Here is a 13,092-nt window from a genome sequence, read left to right on the forward strand (position 1 = left end):
GTACGTCGGCTCCTGGCTCCGGGTACGGGACTCCGGCGGGCGGCACGCCGGCTCCTGGCTCCGGGTACGGGACTCCGGCGGGCGGCACGCCGGCACCTGGCTCCGGGTACGCCACACCCGCGCCGGGATACGGCTACCCGCCCGGCGGAACCCAGCCCCCCGTCCCAAGCACCCCCTCCACCCCCCTCCCCGGCGCGGTCCACCTCGGCGCACAGAGCGGCACCACCCCCATCCCCAGCCCCTCCCGCCGCCAGGCCCTCCGCCTCGCGCTCGGCGGTGCCGCGGCCCTGGCGGTGGCCGGGGGTGGGGTCGCCTGGTGGCTCGGGGCGTCGGACGGCACCTCGGGGTCGTCCGACGAACCAGGAGGCGGCGCTGCACCCGTCGAGAGCGACAACTTCACGACCCCGCCCCCCGGCGTCGCCCCCCAGCCCCTCTGGCACAAGTCGGTCGCGGAGGACAGCACCACCACCGACGTACCGCTCCTGACCCACGACGGTCTGCTTCTGATCAGCGGCGACCCGCTCGTCGCCCGCGACGTGAAGACCGGCGAGGTGCGGTGGTCCAAGCCGGGCGTCTGCCGCCCCGGGGCCCGGCTCCTGTTCAACGGCGGCAAGGTGTTCCTGGCCGACGGCGACTACGACGGCGTACTCGTCGCCTACGACGCGAAGACCGGCGACGAGGTCTGGCGCAGCCGCCTCGGCAAGGACCTCACCGTCGAGGACACCATCGCCATCGACGCGAGGAACGTCTACGTCACGCTGACCGACTACGGCGACTCGAAGTCCGCCACCAAGTACCGCACGGGAGTCGCCGCCATCAGCCACACCACCGGCAGGTCGGTGTGGGTGCAGAAGCGCGACTGGGGCACCAAGGACTACGACGTCCAGGGCTCGGTCGCCGGCAACTACCTGGCCTACGCCGACTCGAACTACAACCTCACCGTCCGCAACACCGTCAACGGCGACCAGCTGTGGACCCAGAAGATCGGCGACGACTGGACCTGGCGGCCCACCGTCGCCAACGGCATGGTCTTCCTGCCCGGCGCGAAGCTCACGGCCGTCGACGCGGACACCGGCGGGACCGTCTGGACCCTGCCCCCCAACGGCCGCCGCGGCTTCAACAACCCCACCGTCATCGACGGCGTGCTCTACGCCAGCGACTACGACGACGGCGTATGGGCCGTGAACGTGGGGACCGGCCGGCGGATCTGGCTCTGCGACGAACTCGACGTCGAGGGCCCGGAGACGTTCAAGAGGGTCGGGACGACGCTGTACGGCGCCACCGGCTCCCTGGACGGCGGCATCGTCGCCCTGGGAACCAAGGCCGGCAAACCGCGCTGGACCTACACCGACAGCAAGGGCCTGGGCGAGCCCTGGCAGCTCGCCCTCGGCGGAAACCGGCTGATGGTGACGCACGGGCAGGAGATATACGCGCTGCCCGCGGTGTGAGACCAACGGGCGGCGGGATCCCGCCGCCCATCACGTGGTCCGCGTGGCCCGCTACATCGCCGTCGTCACCGTGATGTGCTCCCCGCTGCCCAGATGCAGCATCCCCTTGCCCGGCGTGATGGGCCCGCCGACCATGCTGCGCGTCGTACGGATGCCGATCAGCTCGCCCGCGGAGGAGTCCTGCGGGGAGAGCAGGATGCCGCGGCGGGCCTTCTTCGCGTCGACCTGCCAGCCGGAGAAGCCGTCGCAGATCTCCTCCTCGTCCCCGGCGATGACGACGCCCAGGCCCTCCTCGGCGCCGCGCTCGACGATCCGCTTGAAGACGCCCTCGGCGTCGCAGTCGTCCAGCACCTCGGCGTCGTCGACCAGGACCACGATCGGCTCCTCGGTCTTGGCCGTGCCGACGAGCGCCTCCAGCTCGTCCTCCTCGATGTCGCGGCCCGTGAAGACCTTCAACACCCCGTCCTGGCCCTCCAGTTCACGCAGCGGCGACTGACGCGGCGCCGCCACGACCAGACGTACGCCCTGGGTGAGATACGAGCGCGCGAAGTTCAACAGCACCGTGCTGCGGCCGGACTTGGCGGGGCCGCCGATCACGAAGGCCGGGACGCCCTGGGAGAGGTCGGGGCCGAAGGCGGTGAGTTCGTCGCCGCCGACGCCCGCGAGGGCCCACAGCGGCGAGGAGGTCGTCGCCGGGTCGCGCAGCGCCCAGGCGTCGGCGAAGGAGATCCGGCCCGGCAGGACGTCGACCCGGAAGGGGCGGCGGGAGCGCGGCACGTCCGCGTCCCGGGCCGCCGCGGTCTCGCCGATCGCGACCAGCGCCGCGTTCTGCCCCTGGCCGGTGGTGTCCTCGGCGAGGAGCGCGAACTGCGTCTCCGTGGCCGTCTCGTTGCGGAAACCGCGGCCCGGGGGGATCTCCTCGGGGATCTTGCGGGCGTTGATGTCCAGCATCGAGAAGTCGCCGCGGTCGGCCAGCCGCAGGCCGTACTTGTCCTCGGTGAGGGAGGCGATCCGGCCGGTCAGGAGCTGCCGGTCCCCGGTGATCACGACGTGCAGACCGACGCTCGCGCCCTCGCGCATCATCGCCATGATCTTGTCGGACAGGTCCCCGTGGTCGTGCTCCCCGAGCGTGGGCACCCAGCCCTCCCAGCGGTCGAGCAGCAGCACGATGTGCGGCAGCCGCTCGTCCTCGGAGCCGGCCGCGGCCCGCTGCTCCCCGATGTCGGCGAAGCCCTTGTCGGCGAGCAGGTCCTGGCGGCGGCTCATCTCGCCGGACAGCCGGCCCATGAGCCGTACGACCCGCTCCACCTGGTTGCGGCCGACGACCGCGCCGCAGTGCGGCAGCCGGGTCAGCGCGTTGAGGGCGCCGTTGCCGCAGTCGATGCCGTAGATGTGGACGTCGGCGCAGGAGAGCGTACGGGCGAGGGAACCGGCGATGGTGCGCAGCACCTGCGAACGGCCGGAGCGCGGGGCGCCGGCGACGAGCAGGTGACCGAAGGTCGCGAAGTCCACGACGACCGGACGGCGGGCCTGGTCGGAGGGCAGGTCCTCGACGCCGTACGGGGCGGCGGGCAGCGCGCCCTGGCTGCGCACCGGCCCGACCTCGTCCAGGAGCAGGGTCTCGTCCAGGGCGGGCAGCCACGGGGAGTGCTGTTCCGGGATGCGCAGCGCCTGGTTGGCCTCGCGCACCGCGTCGACCAGCACCTTGAGGTCGGTGATCTCGTCGTCCTCGCGCGCCTCGGACTTGGGCTTGGCCAGCGCGCCCCGGCCCAGGTCCTGCCAGGTGAGCGGCCCGGCCCAGGGCGCGAGCGCGGCGGGGTCGGCGGCACCGGGGCGGCGACCGCCGACGCGTCCGGACTGGAAGGGAATGAGGGAGGCGTGCCCGAGCCGGACGTACGCGCGACCGGGCGTGCTCTTGGAGATGTGACCGGCCTCGGGCGCGTCGATGACGTCGGTCGACTCACCGGCGTCGGTCACGCGCAGCGCGATCCGCAGGTTGGTGTTGGCGCGGATCTCGGGGGAGACGACACCGCTGGGCCGCTGGGTGGCGAGGAGGAGGTGAATGCCGAGGGAACGGCCACGCTGGGCGATGTTGACCAGACCCGCGACGAAGTCCGGCAGGTCACGCACCATCGAGGCGAACTCGTCGATGACGATGAGGAGCCGGGGCACCGGCGGCTGCGAGGGATTCCTGCGCACCAGGTCCTGGTAGTCCTCGATGTCCTTGGCGTCGGCGGCGGCGAGGATGTGCTCGCGCCGCTTCAGCTCCGCGCCCAGCGATTCCAGCGCCCGCTCGACGAGGTGCGCGTCGAGGTCGGTGACCATGCCGACGGTGTGCGGCAGCTTCACACAGTCCTTGAACGCGGAGCCGCCCTTGTAGTCGACGAGGACGAACGTCATGTTCTCCGGGGTGTTGGCCACCGCCAGCGCCGCCACGATCGTCTGCAACAGCTCCGACTTACCGGAACCGGTCGTACCGGCGATGAGACCGTGCGGCCCGTCGCGCCGCAGGTCGATCCCGAACGCGCCGTCGTACGACTCGCCGATGACTGCCATCGTCGACTGCCCGCCCATCCGCCAGCGCGCGGCGATCGCGTCCCGCGTCGGCGGCTCCAGCTGGAGCACGTCCAGCAGCCGGCTGGCGGAGGGCAGCGCCGAGTCCTCGGTCTCGCCGCTGATGTCCCGCAAGGGGGACAGCGACCGTGCCAGCCGCGCACACCAGGCGGCCGACACGAAGTCGGGCCGTACGTCCAACTTGCGCCGGGTACCGCTCTGTTCGACCCGTAGCCGCAGTTCGAGATCCTGCGTAGGGGTCTCGTCCCCCTGCTGGTCGGTCTGGTGCCAGGCCTGGAAGGAGGGGAAGCCGCCGGCGGCCTGTCGTGGTGTCGTGGCCGCTGTGGAGGAGTCCTCATCGCTCCGCTGCGGCTCGGCGACGACCACCGCCTGGCACTCGCCGGGCAGGAACCGCTCCTCCTCGTCCAGGCAGATCGCGTACATGGCGACGCCCGGACCCTCCCGCAGCAGCCGTACGACACCCGGCATCGACCGCAGCCGCCGCGAGCCGTCCCATACGACGATGATGTCGGGGTCGGTGAAGGCCGGACCGTCCTTGCGCCCGCCCTCCTTCATCGCTTTCTGGCGGGCGTCCAGCACCTGGGTGAGCTCGCCGACCCGCGCGCCCACGGTCTCGGAGTCGGTCCCGATCAGGACGTTGACGTCCTGCCCGCCGGAGGGCTTGGCGTGCGGCAGCCAGCGCACCCAGTCCCACCGCGGGTGGGCCTCGTTCTCGGTGAGGACGTAGAACTGCACGTCCATGGGGCTGTGCAGCACCGCGGTCTGCGCGACCGCCCACCGCCCCAGCGCGTGCGCCGAGTCACCGGGCCCGGCGATGCCGACGACCCCGAGGTCCTTCAGCGGCAGGGCGACCGGTGCGTCCTCGATGACCCAGGTGACCTGACGCTTGTGCTCGTCCTGCTCCGGGTCGTTGAGCAGGACCTCGGAGGGGACGCGGCCGGTGCCGACGCGCAGCAGCAGGTGATCGGCGTCGGTACGCCGGCGCTCCCACAGACGGGTACGCGGCCCGGTGCCGAAGGTCAGGACGGCGGCGGGGTCGGGAATCGCCTGCCGCCGGTCCGACCGCTCGACGGCGAGAGCCTCCTGGGCCTCCTCCTCGATCCGCTCCTTGTGCTCCTTGTACTCCTTGGCCAGCTTGGCGTGCGACTTCCGGCCGTGCTTCTTGTCCATGAAGTAGTTGCCGAAGAGCATGAGCGGGCTCATCCCGGCCAGGATCAGGTAGTACCAGCGCTGGAAGATCATGGCCGAGACGACGGCCCCGACCAGCGGCATCAACGCCATGAGCCACGGCAACGGCCGCGCCTCGTAGTCGCCGGGCGGATTGGGCAGCGCGAAGTGCGTCTTGCGCTCGGCGGGCCGCAGCCGCGGGGGTCTGTTGTAGTCGAGCCCGGCACCGTCCTCGGACCACTTCAGCGCCGCGTTGGGCGGGGTGTACCCGGTGATCTCCAGGAGGCTGTTGGCGAGGGCGAGTTGGGCCCCGAGGGGCCAGACACCGCCGTCGAACTCGTCGCCGTCGAGGCGGGGGGAGTGGGGGTCGGGGGCGGGGTCGGTGGTGGTGCGGGCGGGGTTGCGGGGGCGGGGCTCGGTGCTGGTGTCGTCCCCCTTCTTTTTGTTCTTGCCGCCGCCGTCCCTGTTCTTTGTGTCTCTGCTCTTAGCGCCTGTTATGTCTCTGCCGTGGAGGACGAGTTGGCAGGTGCCGTCGATGGCGATGGACAAGGTGGCGGCACGGTCGGCCAGTTCGGGGTCGTCGAGGCGGATGTGCGCGGCAGGCCCGCTGCCGATGTCGTACCGCCCGACCCCGAGCCGGTGCACGGCACCGGCGGCCGGACCGCCGGCCACCCGGAACTCCACGACGCCGGTGGGCTCCCCGAGGAGACAGCCGGCCGGATCGTGCAGGCTGACGACGACGCCGTCGCGAAGCGGCGATCCGACGACATTGGCGTCGGGGTCGAGGCCGTAACCGTCGACGTAGGCCTGGACGGAGGGCTGGGCGAAGGCCGGGGCGAAGACCTGGGAGTTGCCGCCACCGCCACCCCGATGGGCACCAATGGGGATGATCTGCGCACCGTCGTCCGAACCGGCCGCCGAACCGGCAGCCGGACCGACCTCCAGACCGACGTGCCGAGCCAACTCCCGAGTGATGTCGCCGACCGACGACTCCGGATCGGCATCGAGCACCACATCGGCGCTGACACCGCCGATGGGATCGACGACGGTCAGACTCAGGCGCACGATCGTCCTCCTCGCAGGGGCCTCAAGGGGTCTCAAGGGTCCTCAATGGGAGTGACATTAGCCGCCCCACCTTGCCCTGGGGCACTGGGATGTGCACTGGCTCACGGTTCCGTCACACAACGGGGCTGTGATCCCAACAGCCACACCCGTAGGATCTTTGCTCGTGCGGATGCCCGAACGACCGCAGGACGGCCGGGAACCGCGCAACAGAGCCACGGGGGAAGGCCCTGCGGCGATCAGAACGGGAGGGAGCCGTCATGGCCAGTAAAGACGCGGATCTTACTTATGCCGAGATGGAGAAGGTCGCTGGCGACCTCATCACGGACATGCACACACTCGAAGACCAGATCAATGGCGTCGAGAAGCGAGTCAAGGCGCTCGTAGAGCAGGGCTTCACCACGGCCAAGGCCTCCGGCGCCTACGAGGACTCCGTACGCGACTTCACCAAGGGCGCGTCGAAGACGATCCAGGGGCTGCACGGGCTGTCCGAGTTCCTTAAGAAGGCCAAGCAGGCTTACGAGGACTTGGATGAGCAGTTGGCTCGGAGCAGTAAGGGCTGATTGGCCTGCGGTATTGGGCTGTTGGGTGCGGTGGGGTGTGATTCACGGTGTGTCTCATGCCCCGCCGCACCCGTGCCTCAGGCTTCGATGCTGCGGTCCTCGTCGGCGCGCGGGTGGCGCATCAGGTATTTGTGCAGGTCGCTGCGCATCTCCTCGGTCGTCAGGACCAGCCAGGATCCGTCCGTGAAGCGGATGCGCAGCTTGTTGCTCTCATGCGCGGGGAGCGGGTCCTCAAGAACGGCCTCTCCGGCGGGGATCTCGGCGACAACCAGCATGCGGTCCTCCCTGCGGATGCTCACCCGCTTGGGCGGGGCGGCCAGCAGGATGCGGCCCTGGGCGAGCACGACGAACCGTTGGTGGTGGGACGAGTGGCTGTACCAGCGCAGCAGGAATTGGGCGGCCGCCCCGTGCCAGTCGCCGTCGAAGGTCTTGTCGAGGCCGAGCTCGATGATGGCTTCGTCGCGGCGCTTGATGTCGAGGTCTGCGGCGCGGGCACGCTCGCGCTCTTCCTTGGTTGACAGAAGCCGTTTCAGGACTTCCTCGCCCGATGCAAGGAGGCTGAACAACATGGCGATTGGCATCAGGGGCGCTACCAGCACGGCGCCGAGCATGCCGAGCGGTCTCAGGAATGCGGGCCGCAACGGTCCTGATCCAGCAGCTTGGTGCACGTCCCTGGGAGGCTCGGGGATCTTGCTGATCGTGCACCAGGCGCCGGCGTCTGGGGTAACGCCGAGGCGGTTGCGTATGGTGCGGTCGGTGCTCCTGGACAACCCGTCTCACCTTCCTCGCTTCACTTGCGGGGCGAAGCCTCGCCGCAGTGTCTCATGTTCACGATGGGGGGAATTCTTCAATGGCTGACAGAATCGCGTACGACCTCGACATGATCAAGGGTTGTTCGAGAACCCTGGGCAAGATCCAGCACGAGTTCGAAGATCATGGAAATCCTGCGGACGGTTACGAGGACGATCTCGGACACGACGGTCTGAAAGACGCGTTTGACGACTTCGGCAGTACGTGGAAGAAGACGCGGAAGAAGCTGACGAAGGAACTCAAGAAGCTGGCCGAGTACACCGGGGCCGCAGCCCAGAAGTACGAAGAGGTCGACCATGAGTTGGCGAAGGCCATTGCCGGTGCTATGGGGAAGGGCAAGAAGTGAGCAGGCGATCCAACGACTGGCCGCCCCTGTGGGACGAGGACCCTACGCCGGGAAACCCCGATGAAGTAGCGGCACTCGGCCGCAAGTTGCGCAAAATGGCCGAGATGATCGACGAGCAGGCGCGGGTCATCAAGGCGTTGTCGTCTGTGGAAGGCTGGGACAGCGATGCCGGGCGAGCCTTCAACGAGCTGGCCGACGGGGCTGGCGACCGACTCAAGAAAGCATTCGACAGGTACGACGAAGCGGCCAACGCGCTCGGCACCAAAGTTGCCGACGGGGAGTCGAAAGAATTTGCCGGTGAGTTGCACCGCGCTCAGAAGAAGGCCGACAAGGCCCTGACGGACTACCGTGAGGCCGAGGCCGATCACGATCTCGCCGATCGGGAAGTAAAGAAGTTCACGGACAAGTACCTCGTGAGCGAGATTCCCGAGGCGGACAAGCCCGAGTACGAGCGGTGGAAGAAGAAGCGCGACGACGCGCTGCTCCGGATCGGGCAGGCACGCAAGGACGTCAAGGACGCCAGGGAAATCTTCGAAGATGCTGGAGACCGTGCCGCCAGGCAGATCAAGAACGTGGTGCACCACGATGCGGTGCGCGATCCGGGCGGATTCATGAACTGGCTGGCCGACTGGGCGGACGCGTTCTCCAACATCTCCGCAATCTTGTCTGTTCTTGCCGTTATTTGCGCGTTCGTCCCGCCGTTGCAGTTCCTCGTACCCATATTCGCCACGCTCGCTGTTCTCTCCAGCGCGGCGGCACTGGCCGGTCACGCGTACGACATGAGCGTGCGGGGCGGGAAGGTCAACTGGCTGAAGCTGGGAACTGACGCGCTCGGCATCCTTCCCGGTCTCGGGGCACTCAAGGGGTTCAGGGGGCTCGTCGGGCTCAAAGGCCTTGCGAAGCTGAAGGCGTTCGGCAAGGTTGGCACCTGGGGCTCGTTCAGGGGAGTCGCTGCGATCGATGGAATCGGGCACAACTTCCTCAACGGGATCAGCGTGGGCCTGACCAACAAAGTGCTGGCGGGAGGACTCAAACTCGGGCAGAAGCTCAACATCGGCAACCTCCCGGAGAAGTTCGTGCCCCTTGGCGGGAAGGAAATCACCGCGGCCATCAAAGGCACCGGACTCGCGAGCGCGCTTCACCGGATGTTCAGTGGAGAGAACGGTGGGAGTACCGGATACCAGGAACCGGCCCAGCCAAGTCCTCAGCCCACCCCGAGCCCCTCTCCCGGCCCTTCCCCGCAGCCGTTCCACGCCGCCTTGGCCGCGTAGGCGCACTGTCGTGAAAAAGGGTGGAAAACGCATGAAAGGAGGTCGATCCGCATGAGCGATTCGACCGACCTCGGAGAATGGGAATTCGTCGGACGCAGGGGTGGTGAGCCTGCACGGCTGGTGCCCGGGGAAGTGATCGCTGCCATTCCCGCCGCGAAGACGCAGGCTGAGCAGGCGGGAAAGGAACTCCGCTTCGACTTCTTGGACGACCAGGTAGTTCTGCGCATGCTCCGGCTCCGACATCGCGACGAGGAAGCGATGTTCAACGCTGGGCTCAAGATTGGAGTCCCTCTGGCGATCATCGGCTTCGGCGCGGCCGTGTACTGGGGAGGCGTGGTCCAGTTCTGGGAGTCGAGCACGGCCCGCATCGCTTATGCCGTGGCGGCCGGCATCGTTGTACTGGCCCTGCTCGCTGTGTACGTCCGTACTGCTATGGCGCACTGGGGGGACCCGGTTCGCCAGAACCTCCGGGCCCGTGCTCGGAAGTACCGTGAGCTGGCACATCTGGCGCGCAGGGAAGGGGCGGACATCCCAGCCCACTATCCGCACTACGGGCCGTATCCCTTCGCGGCCAATTTCCACCCTGATGCGGACGTGGCAGATAACACCGATGGAGAAAGCCAGTCGTGAGCGCGGTAGCAGCTGAAGAGAACCTCCGCGGCTCGGTCGGAGGCCAGGGCATCGACGTCCGCTGGATCATGCCCGAGGGGTTCTTCGAGATTCCCATGGACGCGGAAGACTTGGACGAGACTGCCGAGCAATTGATCGAGCTGGCCCGCGCTGTGATGCCGGAAGCGACCTTCGAGGTGCAACTTGAGTGGGCCGTCATGGTCGCTGCCCACTACGACTCCTTCATCGAGGCCGGGATCCAGTACTCGGGCTTCGTCCTGACCGAGGTGGACGGGGCGCGCTGCACGGCGACGGTGACTGTCAGCATGATTGACCTCGATGAGCGGGCCGGAGCCAACCCCGTGGGATTCCTGAGCTCGACGATGCGGCACCTCGGCATCGGGCAGATCAGCGAGATCCAGCTGCCTTGTGGCCCCGCCGTCTCCTGCATCGGGACCAGGAAGGGCAGTCTGGACGGAAGCCTTACGGCCTCCGGGAGCGATGAACCGGTGCTGACATCCTTCATCCAGGTCCAGATACCGCTGAAAAACGGGACTGTTCTGGTGATGGAGATGGGTACCCCGACGCCCGAGGGTTGGGACGTCTTCTCGTCCATGTTCGCCGGCGTCGTAAAGAGTGTCCGCCTGTTCAATGACGCGGGTAAGCCGATTGTGATGCCGGGATGACCACGGGACCCGACGCGAAGGCACCGCCAAAGGACTACCGGCTGCTGGTCCCGAGGGACTGGTTCCGCATCGATCTCACCCAGGACCGGTGGCGTGCCCAGCTAAAAACGTTCGTGGACCACCAGGCGGAAGGAAAGAGTGTCCCGGCCGAAGCGAAACAGGAGGCCTGGGCCAGCCTGCGCAACACCGCCGAGGCCGGGGTCAGGGGCGGCGCACTTGAGTTCTTCCTGAGGCCGGAGCTGGAGGACGGCAGCATCATGCCAGCTTCGCTCATCGTCTCGCTGTTCCCCCGGAGCGGGGCCTTGGCACCGCAGGATCTCTTGTCGTCGTTCGAGGACAAGGAGCAGCGGAACGGCCACGCCGCAGAATTGTCGACTGTCAGCCTCCCCGCTGGCGAAGCAGTACGGATCCTCACTCCGACCACCATGGACCTCTACGTCCACATGCCTGGAGCCGTCGGCTATTTGGTGCTTGCGTTCGCGGTGCCGATCAGTGGCATGTCGGGACCCATGCATCGGCTCTGCACGTCGATTGCGGAGTCCTTGCGGTGGATCATTTGACGGGCAGCAGGCCCTATTTGTGGTTGATCACGCCTGCCGATTTGAGTTCCAGCCTATTTCTCTCTGCTGCCAGGTTGAGGGAGGCGTGCATGGACGAGGAGGCGGGCAGCGCCGTCTGCCATCGCCGCAGGTGGGCCGCCGATCCGGCAACCCATGAACCGTATGGGAGAACGTCTCGGAGGCCAGCAGAACGGATGACAGAGCAGCGGAGGAAGCAGTGAGCGGCGTTGCGGAGGACGAGGCGCGGAAGAGGCGCACGCGGTACTCTCTCCCGCTGTCGATCGGCATCGGCTGCTACGTGCTCGTCGCGATCGCCGGGCTGTTCCTCCTAGCTGACGACTTCGGACCCGGCCTCCTGATACCCCTGTGGATCGTGCACGGAGTACTACTCATCCTGCTGATCCGAAAGCTGGGAGCCAAGGAGTCCAGCACGTACGCGGCGCTGTTCATCGTGGGGCCCTCCCTGATGTCCGTGTACGTCGCCGACATGGCTCGCGACGACCTCACGCTGCAGCAACGGGGTGAGAAAGTTACAGCCACGGTCGTGAAGGAGTGGCGAGACCCGGCCCAGGGACGCAAGGCCCGTGACTACAACTACGAACGGCAGGCGCAGGACGGCTTCAAGGTCCCAGGACCCGCCATGAAAACGCCGACCGACCGCTACAACGTCGGCCGGGCGGTGACGGTGATCGCGGACCCCGAGGGCGAACTCCGTCCGCAGACGCCGGGCGAGGCGGACGCGACAGGCGAGACGCTCGGTTCAGGGGCGTTCGCTCTCGCCGCACTCGGTGCCGTGGGCTGGATGGCATGGCGTGGATCGGACGCTGCCAGGTGGCGGGCAGACCGTGAACCGTCGGCCGGGATGCGGAAGCTGTACAAGGCCGTCACTCGCAACGCCACCACGCAAGAAGAGCAGGAGGAGAAGCTGCGAGAGGCCCTACGCATGTACCCGGCCGACCGTCGCGGCTATATCAAGGTCCACCCCGAGGGGTACCCCGACGTGTCCCAGCACCGAGCCGCTCGGATCGCCTGGGAGTTGGGCCTGCGTGCCGAGGCGTTCGGCAACCGGGGTTCGTGGCGTTTCAAGGAGACGGTGATCGAGGAAGTTCCGTACGACTGAGCCGGCGTGCGGACATGCTTGCGAAAAGACCGACGCGATGAACCGGCTGCTGCATCACGGCGTGCACGACTTGCGGCCCCTCTGCGAAGCGAGCTTTGTCGTCTGCCATACGCCCTGCTTGTTCTTCTCCACTCGCGTCGTGTAGAGCACGTACGACTTGCTGGTCACTGGGGTCTTGTAGACCTTGTTCGTCTCGCGGTCCTTCGCGTAGGCCTTGCCCTGGTCCTCGCAGTACACGACGCCCGCCGACGATGAGTTGAAGACTTCGACCTTGGTGTTGTAGTAGCGGTTCGTGCCAGTGATGGAGTAGCCGTCCTTCACGATGGACCGCACCCAGTCCTTCGCGTCGGCCAATGCGGCACCGCTGTAGTAGAAGCTGAGAACGGGCAGTTCGGCATTGTCCGCCGTGATGGCGTAATTGGTTGCGTCGATCCGCTGCCTGACATCCGCAAGGACGATGTCCTTAGCCGCGTCACCGGCCTTCCAGTCCTCGAACTCGTCGGTTAGGTCGTCCGGCAGGGCGATCTTCGGGCGGTCGACCGCGTCACTCGGGGTCGGCGAGGCTGAGGCCGTGGTCTCTCCCGTATCCGCTCCGAGAATCTTGTCGTTGGCCTTGAGGCTGTCGCCCCCACCACCGCACGCCGTCAGCAACAAGGCGGTGATGGTGACCAACGCGGCAGCAACAGGCACGGAGCGGTGCTTCACAATGGACTCCCCGTGAGACAGAAATGCAGTCGAGGGCACTGACGGTATCGGTGAGGTTGTCTGTTTGACCAAAGTGAACTTCCCTGTACGCACGGGGGCAAATTGGGCTATATGAGGTTGCTGCGTGTGGAAGACCAGGCGGCACCTTGGCAGTCTCCGTTCCCGCGCAGC

At 67.5% G+C, this 13,092-nt stretch carries 11 protein-coding genes; 8 read left to right on the forward strand and 3 right to left on the reverse strand.

Features of this window, described 5'->3' with window-relative positions:
* Window positions 1-1,448, forward strand: a 1,448-nt coding sequence (locus AB0I77_RS32755; RefSeq protein WP_363286349.1) for a PQQ-binding-like beta-propeller repeat protein, incomplete at its 5' end; no start/stop codon positions are given.
* A 51-nt stretch (window positions 1,449-1,499) separates the two neighbouring features.
* Here AB0I77_RS32755 and AB0I77_RS32760 read toward each other — a convergent pair.
* Complete coding sequence (locus AB0I77_RS32760) at window positions 1,500-6,254, reverse strand: FtsK/SpoIIIE domain-containing protein (RefSeq protein WP_363286350.1); 4,755 nt, start codon at window positions 6,252-6,254, stop codon at window positions 1,500-1,502.
* Window positions 6,255-6,511: 257 nt separating this feature from the next.
* On the opposite strand from AB0I77_RS32760, the gene AB0I77_RS32765 reads away from it, so the two are divergent.
* Entirely contained in the window at window positions 6,512-6,814 is a 303-nt protein-coding gene (locus AB0I77_RS32765; RefSeq protein ID WP_363286351.1) for a WXG100 family type VII secretion target, read from the forward strand.
* Window positions 6,815-6,891: 77 nt separating this feature from the next.
* Here AB0I77_RS32765 and AB0I77_RS32770 read toward each other — a convergent pair whose 3' ends face one another.
* Window positions 6,892-7,425, reverse strand: coding sequence for a hypothetical protein (locus AB0I77_RS32770; protein WP_363286352.1), 534 nt, complete (start codon window positions 7,423-7,425; stop codon window positions 6,892-6,894).
* 239 nt (window positions 7,426-7,664) lie between these two features.
* On the opposite strand from AB0I77_RS32770, the gene AB0I77_RS32775 reads away from it, so the two are divergent.
* The 6 genes from AB0I77_RS32775 (at window position 7,665) to AB0I77_RS32800 (ending at window position 12,216) form a co-directional block, all read left to right on the forward strand.
* Complete coding sequence (locus AB0I77_RS32775; RefSeq protein ID WP_363286353.1) at window positions 7,665-7,970, forward strand: hypothetical protein; 306 nt, start codon at window positions 7,665-7,667, stop codon at window positions 7,968-7,970.
* Entirely contained in the window at window positions 7,967-9,241 is a 1,275-nt protein-coding gene (locus AB0I77_RS32780; RefSeq protein ID WP_363286354.1) for a putative T7SS-secreted protein, read from the forward strand. The genes AB0I77_RS32775 and AB0I77_RS32780 overlap by 4 nt, the downstream gene beginning before the upstream one ends.
* Window positions 9,242-9,292: 51 nt before the next feature.
* Window positions 9,293-9,871: a hypothetical protein gene (locus AB0I77_RS32785; protein ID WP_363286355.1), complete on the forward strand. Its 579-nt coding sequence runs from the start codon at window positions 9,293-9,295 to the stop codon at window positions 9,869-9,871.
* A complete protein-coding gene (locus AB0I77_RS32790) occupies window positions 9,868-10,536 on the forward strand; it encodes a hypothetical protein (RefSeq protein ID WP_363286356.1) in 669 nt (222 codons plus the stop codon). Before AB0I77_RS32785 ends, AB0I77_RS32790 begins: the two co-directional genes overlap by 4 nt.
* Complete coding sequence (locus AB0I77_RS32795) at window positions 10,533-11,096, forward strand: hypothetical protein (RefSeq protein WP_363286357.1); 564 nt, start codon at window positions 10,533-10,535, stop codon at window positions 11,094-11,096. Before AB0I77_RS32790 ends, AB0I77_RS32795 begins: the two co-directional genes overlap by 4 nt.
* A gap of 217 nt (window positions 11,097-11,313) precedes the next feature.
* The gene (locus AB0I77_RS32800; protein WP_363286358.1) at window positions 11,314-12,216 is read left to right on the forward strand and encodes a hypothetical protein; all 903 of its coding nucleotides are present in this window, start codon (window positions 11,314-11,316) and stop codon (window positions 12,214-12,216) included.
* 54 nt (window positions 12,217-12,270) lie between these two features.
* Here AB0I77_RS32800 and AB0I77_RS32805 read toward each other — a convergent pair whose 3' ends face one another.
* Complete coding sequence (locus AB0I77_RS32805; protein WP_363286359.1) at window positions 12,271-12,921, reverse strand: hypothetical protein; 651 nt, start codon at window positions 12,919-12,921, stop codon at window positions 12,271-12,273.
* Between the last annotated feature and the right edge of the window lie 171 nt (window positions 12,922-13,092).

Source organism: Streptomyces sp. NPDC050619 (genome assembly GCF_040654815.1).
Taxonomy (GTDB): domain Bacteria; phylum Actinomycetota; class Actinomycetes; order Streptomycetales; family Streptomycetaceae; genus Streptomyces.

Excerpts from the sequence above, each read along its gene's own strand:
- AB0I77_RS32765 (WP_363286351.1), top strand. The coding sequence starts at position 6,512 with ATGGCCAGTAAAGACGCGGATCTTACTTATGCCGAGATGGAGAAGGTC.
- AB0I77_RS32770 (WP_363286352.1), bottom strand. The coding sequence starts at position 7,425 with ATGCTCGGCGCCGTGCTGGTAGCGCCCCTGATGCCAATCGCCATGTTG.
- AB0I77_RS32775 (WP_363286353.1), top strand. The coding sequence starts at position 7,665 with ATGGCTGACAGAATCGCGTACGACCTCGACATGATCAAGGGTTGTTCG.
- AB0I77_RS32785 (WP_363286355.1), top strand. The coding sequence starts at position 9,293 with ATGAGCGATTCGACCGACCTCGGAGAATGGGAATTCGTCGGACGCAGG.
- AB0I77_RS32795 (WP_363286357.1), top strand. The coding sequence starts at position 10,533 with ATGACCACGGGACCCGACGCGAAGGCACCGCCAAAGGACTACCGGCTG.